The 14,996-nt window shown below is 63.6% G+C and carries 12 protein-coding genes; 6 read left to right on the top strand and 6 right to left on the bottom strand.

Annotated elements, in window-relative coordinates; genetic code table 11:
• Positions 1-104: 104 nt before the first annotated feature.
• From ABVN20_RS25180 to ABVN20_RS25170, 3 genes are read right to left on the bottom strand one after another with little or no spacing between them, the layout of a single operon-like run.
• On the bottom strand, positions 105-1,100 hold the full coding sequence (locus tag ABVN20_RS25180) for a hypothetical protein (RefSeq protein ID WP_368558467.1): 996 nt from the start codon (positions 1,098-1,100) through the stop codon (positions 105-107).
• Positions 1,097-2,764, bottom strand: a complete 1,668-nt coding sequence (locus tag ABVN20_RS25175) for a J domain-containing protein (protein ID WP_368558466.1) — start codon at positions 2,762-2,764, stop codon at positions 1,097-1,099. The genes ABVN20_RS25180 and ABVN20_RS25175 overlap by 4 nt, the downstream gene beginning before the upstream one ends.
• A complete protein-coding gene (locus ABVN20_RS25170; protein WP_368558465.1) occupies positions 2,761-4,464 on the bottom strand; it encodes a molecular chaperone HscC in 1,704 nt (567 codons plus the stop codon). The genes ABVN20_RS25175 and ABVN20_RS25170 overlap by 4 nt, the downstream gene beginning before the upstream one ends.
• A gap of 154 nt (positions 4,465-4,618) precedes the next feature.
• Between ABVN20_RS25170 and ABVN20_RS25165 the strand changes: the two genes are divergently transcribed.
• From ABVN20_RS25165 to ABVN20_RS25140, 6 genes are all read left to right on the top strand, one after another.
• A complete protein-coding gene (locus tag ABVN20_RS25165; RefSeq protein WP_368558464.1) occupies positions 4,619-5,635 on the top strand; it encodes an AraC family transcriptional regulator in 1,017 nt (338 codons plus the stop codon).
• A 198-nt stretch (positions 5,636-5,833) separates the two neighbouring features.
• A complete protein-coding gene (locus ABVN20_RS25160; protein ID WP_368558462.1) occupies positions 5,834-7,498 on the top strand; it encodes an AMP-binding protein in 1,665 nt (554 codons plus the stop codon).
• Positions 7,499-7,515: 17 nt separating this feature from the next.
• The gene (locus ABVN20_RS25155) at positions 7,516-8,277 is read left to right on the top strand and encodes an SDR family NAD(P)-dependent oxidoreductase (protein WP_368558461.1); all 762 of its coding nucleotides are present in this window, start codon (positions 7,516-7,518) and stop codon (positions 8,275-8,277) included.
• An 11-nt stretch (positions 8,278-8,288) separates the two neighbouring features.
• Positions 8,289-9,476 (top strand): acetyl-CoA C-acyltransferase, encoded by a 1,188-nt coding sequence (locus ABVN20_RS25150; protein WP_368558460.1) that lies wholly within the window; start codon positions 8,289-8,291, stop codon positions 9,474-9,476.
• Between the two features lie 153 nt (positions 9,477-9,629).
• Entirely contained in the window at positions 9,630-10,757 is a 1,128-nt protein-coding gene (locus ABVN20_RS25145) for an acyl-CoA dehydrogenase (RefSeq protein WP_368558458.1), read from the top strand.
• Between the two features lie 13 nt (positions 10,758-10,770).
• Positions 10,771-11,544 carry an enoyl-CoA hydratase gene (locus ABVN20_RS25140; RefSeq protein WP_368558457.1) on the top strand — a complete coding sequence of 258 codons (774 nt, stop codon included), beginning with the start codon at positions 10,771-10,773 and terminating at the stop codon, positions 11,542-11,544.
• A gap of 109 nt (positions 11,545-11,653) precedes the next feature.
• Here ABVN20_RS25140 and ABVN20_RS25135 read toward each other — a convergent pair whose 3' ends face one another.
• The 3 genes from ABVN20_RS25135 to ABVN20_RS25125 form a co-directional block, all read right to left on the bottom strand.
• Complete coding sequence (locus ABVN20_RS25135) at positions 11,654-12,805, bottom strand: acyl-CoA dehydrogenase family protein (RefSeq protein WP_368558456.1); 1,152 nt, start codon at positions 12,803-12,805, stop codon at positions 11,654-11,656.
• A gap of 3 nt (positions 12,806-12,808) precedes the next feature.
• Positions 12,809-13,915 (bottom strand): enoyl-CoA hydratase/isomerase family protein, encoded by a 1,107-nt coding sequence (locus ABVN20_RS25130; RefSeq protein ID WP_368558455.1) that lies wholly within the window; start codon positions 13,913-13,915, stop codon positions 12,809-12,811.
• Between the two features lie 270 nt (positions 13,916-14,185).
• Complete coding sequence (locus ABVN20_RS25125) at positions 14,186-14,893, bottom strand: HPP family protein (RefSeq protein ID WP_368558454.1); 708 nt, start codon at positions 14,891-14,893, stop codon at positions 14,186-14,188.
• Between the last annotated feature and the right edge of the window lie 103 nt (positions 14,894-14,996).

Raw genomic sequence — 14,996 nt, 5'->3', positions numbered from 1 at the left:
CAGCACCGCGTCACAAATAGATAGGGTGCTAATTTGTAACATGTTGACACTCATTCCCAAATGGCAATCATTGACATTTACCTGAACCTAAGCTGAACGCACCGCTAAAAGACCGGTTCCACTTGCCGGTTGTAGACCTGGAGCAATTCGTCATAGCGACGACCGATGCGTTCAACGTCATCGCTCAGCTGCTGCGGTGGTGCCTTGGCGGCCCAGTCGTCACGCAGTTGCGCCACGGCGCTGACATAACGGCTGCCAGGGTCGCGCACGTAGGCCCAGATTTTCTCCGGGTAATCGGCGTTGCTGGTGGCCGGGTTGGCCGCCATGTAAGCCGTGCCATCGTCCCAGGCCTGTTGCAGGGGTTGCGGGTCCAGGTCTGCGGGCGTCAGGGTGTTCTCAGTCACGGCGTGGTCGAGACTGAGCATCAGCTTGCGCGCTTGCAGCATGTACGTCAGCACATGGGCGTATTTGAGCTCGCCGCGGCCCATGAGTTGTTCGAGTTGCACCTGGCGCAGTGCGATGTCCTCGATGTCCAGTTGCCGACGCAAGGCATCGGACGCCTTCAGATAGGCCTCGACCAAAGGGATGAAGCCGGCGTCACGCTCGGCTTTTTCCGCGGGGCTGAGCGAGTAGGCGGGCACCGCATTGAAGAAATCAAACCCTTGCGCCGCTTCGTTGGCCAGCGTCAGGGACGTTTCGAACTGGTTCTGCAACGCCAGCAGTTGCGGCGCCCAACGCTGCAAATGGTCTTTTTGCAGCAGGTTCAGCCGGCAGCCATAGGCATCGTTGCGCGTCAGGTTGTTCAAGCGCTGACGCACTTGCATCGCCGGATCGAAGTCCTCGGGAAAACGCTGTTGCAGGGTCGGATCAGGTTGCCGGTCGCGATTGAGGTAGCGCGCGTAGGCAGCCCGCCAGCGACTGTCGGCCACATTGATGCAGTCAATCATCGGCCGCAGGGCCCGGGCCTTTTCCCGTTCGGCGAGATCCGGTTGGTCGATCCAGCGTTGCACGGGCGTCAGCATCGCGTCTTTCGCGCCGCTGAACTGCCCCAGGAACATCACGGTCAGCAATGCCACGATCAGCATCGTCAGTTTTTTCATGGGCGCACCTTCGCCGCGCTCGACGCGCCATACCAGTGTTGCGCCGTGGCGGGCGGGCGGCATTGCACGCGACTGTCCAGCGTGCCGCTGCAAGCGCGGGTGGCCATCGGCTGCAAGCCCTGGTCAGGCCCCATCAACTGGCTGCGGGCAACCACATAAAACAGTACGGTCAGGCCGATGACCAGCACCATCGACACAATCGACTTGGCCGACGACAGTTTCGGCAACCGCGGTCTGGGCAGCGAGACACGCCAGGTCGAGGGCCATCGCAGGCGGCTCAGGGCACTCAACGCCACCAGTGTCGCGGCATAGGCAGCCAGGGCGGCGGCGCCGCACGTGATTGCGGTGAACCCAGCCATGAGCCAGCAAGGAACAAAATCCCTCAACAACAGGGGCGCCGGCTTTCTGAAACTGAGCTGATGGGTCAACGACCGGCTCAGGCGTACATCCAGCGGCCAGAGTCGATCGGCTACCCGACGACACAAGGCCAGCACGAAGGCGCCAATGATCGTCAGCATGATGGCGCTGGGAATCGCTCGCGCGTAAACCTCGAACACCGTGCCGGCCTTGCCACCGTCACTGCCTGCGGCCCAGGCCAGCGCGGCGGCGATAAACGCCACGTAGACCTGCCAGGTTGGCCAGGTCGGCATCAGTGCCTTCCAGAAGTACGGATCTGCGTCAGGCAACTCCCGACACAGTTGTGGGTGCACGCGTCGGGCCCGCTCGCTGAGGAAGCGGCACTCGTTCCAGTCCTGGGCAAAAAAGCGCCGGGCGAACGCAGCGCGCTCGTCAGCGGTCATCGGCGTGAAAAACAGTTTCGCCGCCCGGCTTTTCGGGTCGTGATCATCCACGCGGGCAAGTTGTCGCTGCTCGTCGAGAAAGGCCTGATAAGGGTGGCGTTCCTCCAGCATCGACCAATAAGGTTGCGGGCAACGTCCGGGCAGGCCTTTTTGCGGTTTCCAATGTTGCTGCTCGCACAGGGTTTCGAACACTTGCGAAGACCAGAACGGCGACTCCACCAGCACCTGGGCCAGCGTGGTATTGAACCACTCGTGCCGGTCGAAGGGTTGCAACCAGTCGGCACGCTTGAGCGCCAGGAAGCTCGCAATGAAAGCGTCCTCCAGGCCTGCGTCCAACTGCTCGCGCAGACGTTGCTTCACCGCCTGCCCGTAAGCTTGATCCAGCAAGTCGAGGGCGTGGGCGGGCAGGTCCTGGCGCTGCCACATCGTCAGCCAGTTGAACTGCTGCATGCCCCAGTCGGCGAGCGACATGGCGTCATCTCGTGGCTGCAGGCATAGCATCAGCAGCTGTTCTTCGAACTCCCTCGTGCAATGGGAGACGCGCGCCTGGGCCAGACGCTGGTCGAGTTGCTCGGGCGTCAGGTCTTCCAGCAACTGCGCCGCCCGCAGCTGCGCGGCATTCGGGCCGGCGGGCGTGGCGTCAAACTCGGTCTCCAGGGTGCCATGCGCCTCAACGTCCGGCTCGCTGGCCATCACCGGCGCGCGACGACTCCACTCCATCGCCTGCTCGTAGGCTTCGCGCAGTCGTTGAAAAGCGCTCGGATCTTCATCTGGACGATGCACCTTGAGCAGCGCGGCGTACTGGCGTTTGATGCTGCGCGCATCGGCGTCGGCTTCCAGCCCCAGGATGGTCCAGCAACTCACTGCCACACACCCTGTTCCAGCTCATCGAGCTGGCGCATCAGTTGCACGCGCAAATCGCGGATGGCCCGGTCATCCTGGCTGTCGAGCACCTGCTTGAAACGGTTGGCCATGTGATCGAGCTGCTGGCGCAGCTCGCCGAGGTTTTCCTGGTACAGGCGCTCGAGGCGCGCGGTCAGCAGGCTGTTGACCTGCTGGTCGCGCGGGTGAACCTTGAGTTGCGCCAGGGAAGCCAGGCGCGCCTGGATCTCTTCGGGGCTGAGCACGCCGGGGTTGTTCTCGATCACCAGCGAGCGCCGTTCACCGGTGCGCGACACCAGGGTCTCGGCTTCCAGCAGGCCGTTGTTGTCATAGGTGAAGCGCACTTCGAGTTCGATCTCGCCGGCCGGCGCCATGGGGACGTCGATCTCCATTTCACCCAGGTGAATGTTTTCCTTCACCCAGCGGCTTTCCCCCTGGTAGACGCGCAGGATCACGTGGCGCTGATGGTCATGCACGGTCCTGAACGATTTGACCCGGCTGACCGGCACCACGCTGTTGCGTTCGATGATCGGCGTGTAGTGGCCGACTTCCACGCTTTCGCCGACATTGAGTGCGGTTTCGATACCGAGGGTGTAGGGGCAGACATCTGTCAGCACCACTTCTTCCAGCGCCGCATCGCGCGCCTTGAGCGCGGCCTGCACGGCGGCACCGAGGGCAATCGACTCATCGGGGTTGAGGGTGATCGAGGGAAAACGCCCGAACAGCCCGGCGACCATCCGCCGAATCAGCGGCATGCGCGTGGTGCCGCCCACCAGCAGCACTTCGTCCAGTTCCGAGGGGCGAATACGCGCGTCGCGCAGGGCGGTTTCGATGGGCGTGCGCAGGCGCGCGAGCAGCGGGCCGTAGAGGTCGGCCAACTGGGTCTGGGTAAACACCTGCTGCCATTGCCGGTCGCCGTGGCGCAGCACGAAGGTGGCACTGTCGGACTGCCCCAGGGCATGGCGAACGCGCTCGGCTTCGCGGCGCAGGCGATGGGCGATGTCGGGTTCGGTCAGGGGCGGCAGGTCCTGGCTGCCGGCCTGTGCGGCGACGAAGGCCTGGACCAGCAGATCGTCGAAATCCTCACCGCCCAGGTAGTTGTCACCGGCACTGGCGCGCACTTCCATGACGCCATCGAACAGCTCGAGGATCGACACATCGAAGGTGCCGCCGCCGAGGTCGAAGACCAGGAACGAACTGGCTGCGTCGCGCTGGTGCAGGCCGTAGGCGAGGGCGGCAGCGGTGGGTTCGTTGATCAGGCGCTCGACCTTGAGCCCGGCCAGCTCACCGGCGATCTTGGTGGCCTTGCGCTGGGCATCGTTGAAGTACGCCGGCACGCTGATCACCGCCTCGGTAACCGGTTCACCGTAACGGCGTTCGACATCTTCCTTGAGGCTGCGCAGCACCATCGACGACAACTCTTCCGGACGGAAGCGCCGGTGGCCCAGTTGCAACTCGTGGGCGCTGCCCATGTGCCGCTTGAACAGCGCGGCGGTCAGGTGCGGGTGGGTTTGCAAGCGTTCCTTGGCGGCCAGCCCGACCAGTATCCGGCCTTCATCGTCGAGCCCGACCACACTGGGCGTCAGCAGGTTGTCCAGCGCATTGGGCACCAGTTCGGCGGCGCCTTCGCGCCACACCGCAACCAGGCTGTTGGTGGTCCCCAAATCAATGCCGACGATCATAACGCTTACAACTCCAGGTCATTTACGGATTCATGCCCCCAGCCTATCGGCCACAAACCCCGGTTATTGAGCCATCGGCAGGCTCAAGGCTGGCTTTTTATGGCGCGCTGCCTAAGATGGCCGACAGATCGTCCCCGGTATCTGAGTGAGCTGAATGTCGCAGAAAGACAGCATTTCCATGCAACTGGTGCGCGAAGCGCTGCTGCAAAGCTGCGCGCCGGGGGCTGCCACCTTTGAGGTGTTGACCAAGGTCGGCATCGACCCGGCGTTGCTCGACTGCGCCGACGCCCGCGTCCCGGCCACGGCTTACGCACGTTTGTGGCGGCTGCTGGCGCGGCGGCGCGATGATGAATTTTTCGGCATGGACCCGCGCAAGCTCAAATCGGGGAGCCTGGCGTTCCTGTGTCGCAGTTCGATGATCCAGCCAAGCCTGGCGGCAGGCCTGGGCTCGGCCCTGGAATTTTTGTCGTTGATGCTCGAACACCTGCCGGCGCAACTGGTGCGCCAGCAAAGCCTGGCGGAGATCGTCCTGCTTGAAGACGAGCAGGAACCGCGTCGCGCCTTCACCTATTTCACCTACTGGATGATCGTGCACGGCGTGGCCTGCTGGCTGGCCGGGCGACGCATTCCCATCCTCGCCATCGAACTGCGCTGCGCGCAGCCGGATTTCTGCGGTGACTACCAGGTGATGTTCTCGGAAAACCTGCGCTTCGACCGGCCCCGCACGCGGATGATCTTCTCGGCCGACTGCCTGGACCTGCCGATCAAGCGCAGCAGCGATGAACTCAAGCGCTTCCTCGCCCAGGCGCCGGCGAACATCCTGGTCAAGTACCGCGACCCGCAGAGCCTGGCCAGCCGCATCAAGCACGACCTGCGGCAACTGCCCGCGCAGCAGTGGCCGGAAACCGAGCCGCTGGCCCAGCAACTGTGCATGTCGGCCTCGACCCTGCGCCGGCGCCTGGCGGAAGAAGGGCAGACCTATCAGGGGCTCAAGGACAGCGTGCGCAAGGAACTGGCGATTGTCTGGCTGGCGGAACCGAGCATCAGCTTCGCCGAGATCGCCACCCGGCTGGGGTTTGCCGACACCAGTTCGTTCTACAAGGCGTTTCGCAAGTGGTCGGGGTCCAACCCGGGGCATTACCGGAGTTTGATTTTGAATGAGGCGGATTGAATCGAGTTTTGTGTGAGGGCTGGCGGCCTCATCGCGGGCAAGCCCGCTCCCACAGGGACGGTGGTGTTCCCAACCCTTGGCCAAACCAGTCAACCAACTTGAAAGCTTTGACCATTGCCCGTCACCCCGCACGGAGCGAGTATTTCCCTGGTTTTTACGGTTCCCCCAACCTAATAAAAATACAGAGGGATTCTGCCGATGCGCGATTACTTGTCTGCCACCTCACAGTTCAATTATCAGCACACCGTCGACGCCGCACTGGCGGGTGACCTGACGGCCCTCAACGCCTGTGTCGAGTGTTGCGACCGGCATGCGTTGCCCGGGCGCATCGCCTTGTTCTGGGAGGGTCGCGACGGATCCAGCGCGACGTACACCTTCAGCGAGTTGCAGGAGCAGGCCGCGCGTTTCGCCAATTTCCTCCTGGCCCAGGGTGTGGGCAAGGGCGACAAGGTCGCCGGCCTGCTGCCGCGCAATATCGAGCTGTTGATCACCGTCTTCGCCACCTGGCGCGTCGGCGCGGTGTATCAGCCGCTGTTCACCGCATTCGGGCCCAAGGCCATCGAGCACCGCCTGGGCTGCTCCGGCGCCAAGGTCGTGGTCACCGATGCCGTCAACCGGCCGAAACTCGCCGAAGTCGCCGATTGCCCGACCATCGTCAGTGTCGGCGGCCCGAAAGGCCAGGGCATCGTGCGCGGCGATTTCAGTTTCTGGGCCGAACTGGCCAATTATTCCGCGGAATGCGCGCCGGTCATGCTGACGGGCGAAGACCCGTTCCTGCTGATGTTCACTTCGGGCACCACCGGGCCGTCGAAGGCGCTGTCGGTGCCACTCAAGGCGATTGTCGCGTTCCAGAGCTACACCCGTGACGCCGTCGACCTGCGCCCTGAGGACGCGTTCTGGAACGTCGCCGATCCGGGCTGGGCCTACGGCATCTATTTCGGCGTCACCGGCCCCATGGGCATGGGCCACCCGATCACCTTCTACGATGGCCCCTTCACCCTGGAAAGCACCTGCCGGGTGATCAACAAATATGGCATCACCAACCTCACCGGGTCGCCGACCGCCTACCGGCTGCTGATCGCCGGGGGCAACGAGTTCGCCAGGTCGATCAAGGGCAAGCTGCGCATCGTCAGCAGCGCTGGCGAGCCGCTCAACCCGGAAGTGATCCGCTGGTTTGCCGACAACCTCGGCGTGGTCATTCACGACCACTACGGCCAGACCGAACTGGGCATGGTCCTGTGCAACCACCATGGCCTGGAACACCCGATCCACCTGGGCGCCGCCGGGTTTGCCTCGCCGGGCCACCGCATCGTGGTGCTGGACGACAATCACCAGGAACTGGGCGTCGGCCAGCCCGGCATCCTCGCCATCGACCGCAGCCAGTCGCCGATGTGCTGGTTCGCCGGTTACGAAGGCGCGCCGACCAAGGCCTTCGTCGGCAACTACTACCTGAGCGGCGACACCGTGGAATGGAACCCGGACGGCAGCATCAGCTTCGTCGGACGCAGCGATGACGTGATCACCACCTCGGGCTATCGCGTTGGCCCGTTCGACGTCGAGAGCGCCTTGATCGAGCACCCGGCCGTGGTCGAGGCGGCGGTGGTCGGCAAGCCGGACCCGGAGCGCACCGAACTGGTCAAAGCCTTTGTGGTGCTCAGCGCGCAGTACCGCGCCGCGCCGGAGTTGGCCGAAGAACTGCGCCAGCACGTGCGCAAGCGCCTGGCTGCGCATGCGTACCCCCGTGAAATCGAATTTGTCAGCGAGTTGCCGAAAACCCCAAGCGGCAAATTGCAGCGCTTTATCTTGCGCAACCAGGAAATCGCCAAGGCTCAAGAGGCCGCGGCGAAGAACGTTTCAGCTTGAAATCCAAGGAAACCATGATGCGGATCGAAAACAAGGTTTTTCTCGTCACCGGCGGCGCTTCCGGCCTCGGTGCGGCCACGGCGCAGATGCTGGTGGCCGCCGGCGCCAAAGTGATGCTGGTGGACATGAACGCCGAGGCCGTCGCGGCCCAGGCCGAACGTCTCGGCGCGCAGAGCGTGGTGGCCGACATCAGTAACGAAGCCGCCGCGGAAGCGGCGGTGCAGGCCACGGTCAAAGCCTTTGGCGGCCTCAATGGGCTGGTCAACTGCGCCGGCATCGTGCGCGGCGAAAAGATCCTCGGCAAGAACGGCCCGCACGCGCTGGGCAGCTTCAGCCAGGTGATCAACGTCAACCTGATCGGCAGCTTCAACATGCTGCGCCTGGCCTCGCAGGCCATCGCTGAAACCGAGCCGGATGCCGATGGCGAGCGCGGCGTGATCATCAACACCGCCTCGGCGGCGGCCTATGACGGCCAGATCGGCCAGGCGGCCTACGCCGCGTCCAAGGGCGCGATTGTCAGTCTGACCTTGCCCGCCGCCCGCGAACTGGCGCGCTTCGGCATCCGTGTGATGACCATCGCCCCGGGCATTTTCGAAACGCCGATGATGGCCGGGATGACCCCGGAAGTGCGCGATTCCCTGGCCGCCGGCGTGCCGTTCCCGCCGCGCCTGGGCAAGCCGGACGAGTACGCCGCGCTGGTGCGGCATATCATTGAAAACAGCATGCTCAACGGCGAGGTGATCCGTCTCGACGGCGCCTTGCGCATGGCCGCCAAGTAAGAGGATTTGTCATGAACAACGACCCAATCGTTATCGTCAGCGCCGTGCGCACCCCGATGGGCGGCTTCCAGGGCGAACTCAAGAGCCTGACCGCGCCGCAACTGGGCGCTGCGGCGATTCGCGCGGCGGTCGAGCGCGCCGGCGTCGCCACCGATAGCGTCGACGAAGTGCTGATGGGCTGCGTACTGCCGGCCGGTCTCGGCCAGGCGCCGGCCCGCCAGGCGGCGTTGGGCGCCGGTCTGGATAAATCGACCCGCTGCACCACCCTGAACAAGATGTGCGGTTCCGGCATGGAAGCGGCGATCCTGGCCCACGACATGCTGCTGGCCGGCAGTGCCGAGGTGGTGATCGCTGGCGGCATGGAAAGCATGTCCAACGCGCCGTACTTGCTGGACCGCGCCCGCAGCGGTTATCGCATGGGCCATGGCCGCGTGCTCGACTCGATGTTCCTCGATGGCCTGGAAGACGCCTACGACAAGGGCCGCCTGATGGGCACCTTCGCCGAGGACTGCGCCGAAACCAACGGCTTCACCCGCCAGGCCCAGGATGAATTCGCCATCGCCTCGACCACCCGCGCGCAGCAGGCGATCAAGGACGGCAGTTTCAAAGACGAAATCGTCCCGCTGACCGTGACGTTCGGCAAGGAGCAGGTGCTGATCAGCAACGACGAACAGCCGCCGAAGGCCAAGCTGGACAAGATCACTTCGCTCAAACCGGCGTTCCGTGAGGGCGGCACCGTGACGGCAGCCAACTCCAGTTCGATTTCCGACGGTGCCGCCGCGCTGGTGTTGATGCGCCGCAGCGAAGCGGACAAGCGCGGCCTCAAGGCCCTGGCGGTGATCCACGGCCACGCGGCTTTCGCTGACACTCCGGGGTTGTTCCCGGTGGCACCGATTGGCGCGATCAAGAAGCTGCTGAAGAAAACCGGCTGGTCGCTGAATGAAGTGGACCTGGTGGAAATCAACGAAGCCTTCGCCGTGGTCGGCATGGCGGCGATGACCCACCTGGAAATCCCCCACGAAAAACTCAACGTACACGGCGGCGCCTGCGCCCTCGGCCACCCGATCGGCGCCTCCGGCGCGCGCATTCTCGTGACCCTGCTCTCGGCCCTGCGCCAGAAAGGCCTGAAGCGCGGCGTCGCGGCGATCTGCATCGGTGGCGGCGAAGCGACGGCGATGGCGGTGGAATGCCTCGCCTGAGGTAAACACCTACCCCTGTGGGAGCGGGCTTGCTCGCGATTGCGGTGTGTCATTCAACGCTGTGTCGACTGACCGGGCCTCATCGCGAGCAAGCTCGCTCCTACAGGGGGCAGCGGTGTTTTCAGAATTTGTACGAAATTTTAAGGACCAGTCATGATCCCCAATGACGAACAACAACAAATCAGCGACGCCGCCCGGCAGTTTGCCCAGGAGCGGCTGAAACCCTTCGCCGCCGAGTGGGACCGCGAGCATCGTTTCCCCAAGGAAGCCATCGGCGAGATGGCTGAGCTTGGCTTCTTCGGCATGCTGGTGCCGGAGCAGTGGGGCGGTTGCGACACCGGTTACCTGGCCTACGCCATGGCCCTGGAAGAAATCGCCGCGGGCGACGGCGCCTGCTCGACCATCATGAGCGTGCACAACTCGGTGGGTTGCGTGCCGATCCTCAACTACGGCAACGATGACCAGAAGGAGCGTTTCCTCAAGCCTCTGGCCAGCGGTGTCATGCTCGGTGCCTTTGCCCTGACCGAACCCCAGGCCGGTTCCGACGCCAGCGGCCTGAAGACCCGCGCACGCCTGGAAGGCGATCACTATGTGCTCAACGGCAGCAAGCAGTTCATCACCTCCGGGCAGAACGCCGGGGTGGTGATCGTGTTCGCGGTGACCGACCCGAGTGCCGGCAAACGCGGGATCACCGCGCTGATCGTGCCCACCGATTCACCGGGCTACAGCGTGGCACGGGTCGAGGACAAGCTCGGCCAGCACGCCTCGGACACCTGCCAGATCCTCTTCGAAAACGTCAAGGTGCCAGTGGCCAACCGTTTGGGCGAGGAAGGTGAGGGCTACAAGATCGCCCTGGCCAACCTCGAAGGCGGCCGCGTGGGCATCGCCTCGCAATCGGTGGGCATGGCCCGCGCCGCGTTCGAAGCGGCCCGGGATTATGCCCGTGAGCGCGAGAGCTTCGGCAAACCGATCATCGAACACCAGGCGGTAGCCTTCCGCCTCGCCGACATGGCCACCCAGATCGCTGTCGCCCGGCAGATGGTGCATTACGCGGCGGCCCTGCGTGACAGCGGCAAACCGGCGCTGGTGGAAGCCTCGATGGCCAAGCTGTTCGCCTCGGAAATGGCCGAGAAGGTCTGCTCGGCGGCATTGCAAACCCTGGGCGGATACGGTTACCTGAACGACTTCCCGCTGGAGCGCATCTACCGCGACGTGCGGGTGTGCCAGATTTACGAAGGCACCAGCGACATTCAGCGCATGGTCATTTCGCGCAATCTTTAAGAAGGAGTCCATTGTGAGCTACGAAACGATTTTGCTGGAAACCCACGGCCGCGTCGGCCTGATCACCCTGAACCGCCCGCAGGCGCTCAACGCGCTGAACGCGCAGATCGTCAGCGAGGTGAACCACGCCCTCGACGGTCTGGAGAAAGACGCGAACATCGGCTGCATCGTCCTGACCGGCTCGAAAAAGGCCTTTGCCGCCGGTGCCGACATCAAGGAAATGGCTGAGCTGACCTACCCGCAGATCTACATCGACGACCTGTTTAGCGATAGCGATCGCGTGGCCAACCGCCGCAAGCCGATCATCGCCGCGGTCAACGGTTTTGCCCTGGGTGGTGGCTGTGAACTGGCGCTGATGTGCGACTTCATCCTGGCCGGCGACAACGCCAAATTCGGCCAGCCGGAAATCAACCTCGGCGTGCTGCCAGGCATGGGCGGCACCCAGCGCCTGACCCGCGCCGTGGGCAAGGCCAAGGCCATGGAAATGTGCCTGAGCGGGCGTTTGATCGACGCCGTCGAAGCGGAGCGTTGCGGGATCGTCGCGCGCATCGTGCCAAGTGATGAGCTGCTGGATGAAGCGCTGAAGGTTGCAGCGGTGATTGCCAACAAGTCGCTGCCGATTGCGATGATGGTCAAGGAAAGCGTCAACCGCGCCTTTGAAGTGAGCCTGTCCGAAGGCGTGCGCTTCGAGCGTCGGGTGTTCCATGCGGCGTTTGCCACCCAGGATCAGAAGGAAGGGATGGCGGCGTTTATTGGCAAGCGTGAGGCGCAGTTCCAGGGGAAGTGATGTAGCGTTGCTGCTGACGCCATCGCGAGCAGGCTCGCTCCCACAGGGGATCTCCAGTGTTAAGGAGATCTCTGTAGGAGCGAGCTTGCTCGCGATGCTTTTCAGGGTTTCAGATCAGGTAATTCTTCAGCTCCCGCGCAATCACCATCCGCTGAATCTCGCTCGACCCTTCATAAATCTGGGTAATCCGCGCATCCCGGTAGTATTTCTCCACCGGGTAATCCTCCAGATACCCATACCCACCATGAATCTGCACAGCCGATGAGCAAACCTTCTCGGCCATTTCCGAGGCGAACAGCTTGGCTTGCGAGGCCTCCGACAAACACGGCTTGCCGGCGCTGCGCAGGCGCGCGGCGTGCAGAATCAGAAGGCGCGCAGCGTTGATCTGCACCTGCATGTCGGCGAGCATGTTGGCCACGCTCTGGTGCTCGATGATCGGCTTGGCGAACTGTACGCGGTCACGGGAATAGGCCAAGGCCGCTTCGAACGCCGCGCGGGCGATGCCCAAAGCTTGCGCGGCGATGCCGATGCGGCCGCCTTCGAGGTTGGACAGGGCAATCGCCAGGCCCTTGCCGCGCTCGCCGAGCAGGTTGTCCTGAGGGATGGTGCAGTCGCTCAAGGTCACTGCGCAGGTGTCGGAAGCGCGGATGCCCATCTTGTGTTCGGTGCGGTCGACGATGAAACCCGGAGTGTCGGTCGGCACCAGGAACGCGGAAATGCCGCGCTTGCCCAGGTCCGGGTCTGTCACGGCGAACACAATGGCAAGCTTGGCGCGTTTGCCGTTGCTGACGAACTGCTTGGCACCGTTGATCACCCACTGGCCATCCCGCAATTCGGCGCGGGTGCGCAGGTTGTGAGCTTCGGAACCGGCCTGGGGTTCGGTCAGGCAGAAGCAGCCGATGGTTTGTCCGCTGGCCAGGTCCGCCAGCCAGGTCTGTTTCTGTTCTTCGCTGCCGTAGTTGAGCACCGGGCCGCAGCCCACCGAGTTGTGGATGCTCATGAACGCGCCGGTGGCGCCGTCGCCGGCAGAAATCTCTTCCACCGCCAGGGCATAGGCGACGTAATCGACGTAGGTGCCGCCCCATTCCTCGGGCACCACCATGCCCAGCAGGCCGAGCTCACCCATTTTCGCCACCAGGGCGTCGTCGATCCAACCGGCCTTTTCCCAGGCCTGGGCATGGGGCGCGATCTCGCCGCGGGCAAAGTCCCGGGCCATGCCGCGGATCATGATCTGCTCTTCACTCAATTCGATATCGTGCATGGTTCAGTTCCCGATCGGGTCAATGCCGGTGAAGAAGCTCGCCACGTGCTCGGCGTCCAGCGCCTGCAGGGTCGGCGGGTTCCAGCGCGGGTTCTTGTCTTTGTCGATCAGCAGGGCGCGCACGCCTTCGATCAGGTCGCCGCGCTCGAACCACTGGCGGTCCAGGTGCAGTTCTAGGGCGAAGCAGTCTTCCAGGCTCAGCTGGCGGCCGCGGCGGAGCATTTCCAGGGTCACGCCCATGGCCAGCGGGGAGCGGGTTTGCAGCAGGTCTGCGGTGGTGATTGCCCACTCATGGCTGTCGGCGACGGTGACTTCGCGCAGTTGCTCCACAATACTCGGCACGTCGGGCAGGGCGAAGAAGTGGTCGATGGCCGGGCGCAGTTTGCTCAATGGCGCATCGGGCAATTGCTGCACGCCCAGTTGCGCCAGCAGGCTTTGCAGGTCCTTGAGTGGCGAGTCGCGCCATTGCAGGCGGTCGAGACGCTCGTCGAGGGTGCCCAGCTTGTCGCTGTCCAGGTACCAGTCGGCCAGCCCGCAATACAGCGCATCGGCAGCACGTATCTGCACGCCGCTGACGCCCAGGTAAATGCCCAGCTCGCCGGGAATGCGCGGCAGGAAGTAGCTGCCGCCGACATCCGGGAAATAACCGATGCCCACTTCCGGCATCGCCAGACGGCTTTTCTCGGTGACGACCCGCAGGTCGGCGCCTTGCACCAGGCCCATGCCGCCGCCCAGGACGAAACCGTCCATCAGCGCCAGGACCGGTTTGCGATAACGGTGGATGGTCAGGTCGAGGGCGTATTCCTCGACGAAGAAATCTTCGTGCAGCGTGTCGCCGCTCTTGAAGCTGTCGTACAGCGAACGAATGTCGCCACCGGCACAGAAGGCTTTTTCACCGGCGCCGCGCAGGACCACGGCGTGGACGGCGGGATCCCTGGCCCAGACATCGAGCTGGCGTTGCAGCAGGCGGACCATGTCCAGGGTGATGGCGTTGAGGCCGGCGGGCCGATTGAGGGTCAGGTGACCAATGTGGTTGCGAACCTCGGCCAGCACGTCTTGTGGCATGGCATCCATGGACGGAGTCCTCGGAGAAGAAACCTGAGCAGTCATCAGTAACTCCCTGCTTTTATTTGTTTTTATACAGTAGCTCACGCGCGAGCGATCATGGATCGTAACAGTGCAATTTTGTGATGTACAACCGGGATAAATGCAGGTGCTCACTGCATTTTTGCATGAGCGAAGACAACCACATACCTGTAGGAGCGAGCTTGCTCGCGATGGTAGTCCAGGCACCGCGGGCATTCAGACAGCCCACGTCACCGTTAACCACCATCGCGAGCATGCTCGCTCCTACAGGGGATAGGAAATAGTCGGAAGGTGTTAAACCGTCGTGCGGCTCAACACTTCACCAATACTGCGACGTTTAGCGTGCAACTCACTGGTGTGAATCAATTTTTCCAGGTCTTCCGGCGTCACGTCGATGAACGCTTCCATCTCCGCCAGCGCATGCTTGAGGTCATCGGCCGTGATCGCCTGGCTGTCCACCGGCATGTCGGCAGGCACCCGGGCGGCGGGTTCGCTGGCGTTCTTGGGGTAACGCACCCGCGTCAGGTTGTTGTAGGCAATGGCACTGACCAGCATGGTGGCTGCGCAGAGCATCAGCGGCGCCAGGCCTTTCCAATCCATGGCGATGGTGCCTGGGTCAGCCAGCACCATCAGCAGCGCCACGGCGCCCGCCGGTGGGTGCAGGCAGCGCAGCCAGCACATCAGGATCAGCGCCATGCCGGCGGCCAGGCACGCACTGCTCAAGGTGCGCCCGAGCACATGGGCGGCCAGCAGGGCGACCACGCCAGCAGTCAGGTAGCCGCCGACGATCGACCAAGGCTGCGCCAGTGCTCCCGAAGACACCGCGAACAACAACACCGCCGAGGCGCCCAGGGGCCCGATCCAGTGCTGCGCCACTTCGATGCCGAAGAACTGCGCACACAGCCAGACACTGAACAGCGTACCCAGCGCCATGCCGATGGCAGCGCGGCTCCATTCCGAAGGGCGGGTATTGATGGCAGCGGGAAACCAGCGAGCGAACATTGGGCATCCAAAACAAAAATCGAGGCAAAAAAAAGGCTTAACTGGGATATCCAGAAAGCCCTTGAAGGAGTTCCAACTATTGGGGGAGGAACGGATCACAGTG

Origin of the sequence: Pseudomonas sp. MYb118, from assembly GCF_040947875.1 — a bacterium.
GTDB lineage: Bacteria > Pseudomonadota > Gammaproteobacteria > Pseudomonadales > Pseudomonadaceae > Aquipseudomonas.
The sequence above is the reverse complement of the archived record's forward strand: the minus strand, read 5'-3'. Positions and strand labels throughout refer to the sequence as shown.

Bases quoted from the DNA above. Each gene is read 5' to 3' on its own strand.
- ABVN20_RS25155 (WP_368558461.1), top strand. From the start codon at position 7,516: ATGCGGATCGAAAACAAGGTTTTTCTCGTCACCGGCGGCGCTTCCGGC.
- ABVN20_RS25165 (WP_368558464.1), top strand. From the start codon at position 4,619: ATGTCGCAGAAAGACAGCATTTCCATGCAACTGGTGCGCGAAGCGCTG.
- ABVN20_RS25135 (WP_368558456.1), bottom strand. From the start codon at position 12,805: ATGCACGATATCGAATTGAGTGAAGAGCAGATCATGATCCGCGGCATG.
- ABVN20_RS25125 (WP_368558454.1), bottom strand. From the start codon at position 14,893: ATGTTCGCTCGCTGGTTTCCCGCTGCCATCAATACCCGCCCTTCGGAA.
- ABVN20_RS25180 (WP_368558467.1), bottom strand. From the start codon at position 1,100: ATGAAAAAACTGACGATGCTGATCGTGGCATTGCTGACCGTGATGTTC.
- ABVN20_RS25145 (WP_368558458.1), top strand. From the start codon at position 9,630: ATGATCCCCAATGACGAACAACAACAAATCAGCGACGCCGCCCGGCAG.
- ABVN20_RS25130 (WP_368558455.1), bottom strand. From the start codon at position 13,915: ATGACTGCTCAGGTTTCTTCTCCGAGGACTCCGTCCATGGATGCCATG.
- ABVN20_RS25160 (WP_368558462.1), top strand. From the start codon at position 5,834: ATGCGCGATTACTTGTCTGCCACCTCACAGTTCAATTATCAGCACACC.
- ABVN20_RS25150 (WP_368558460.1), top strand. From the start codon at position 8,289: ATGAACAACGACCCAATCGTTATCGTCAGCGCCGTGCGCACCCCGATG.
- ABVN20_RS25170 (WP_368558465.1), bottom strand. From the start codon at position 4,464: ATGATCGTCGGCATTGATTTGGGGACCACCAACAGCCTGGTTGCGGTG.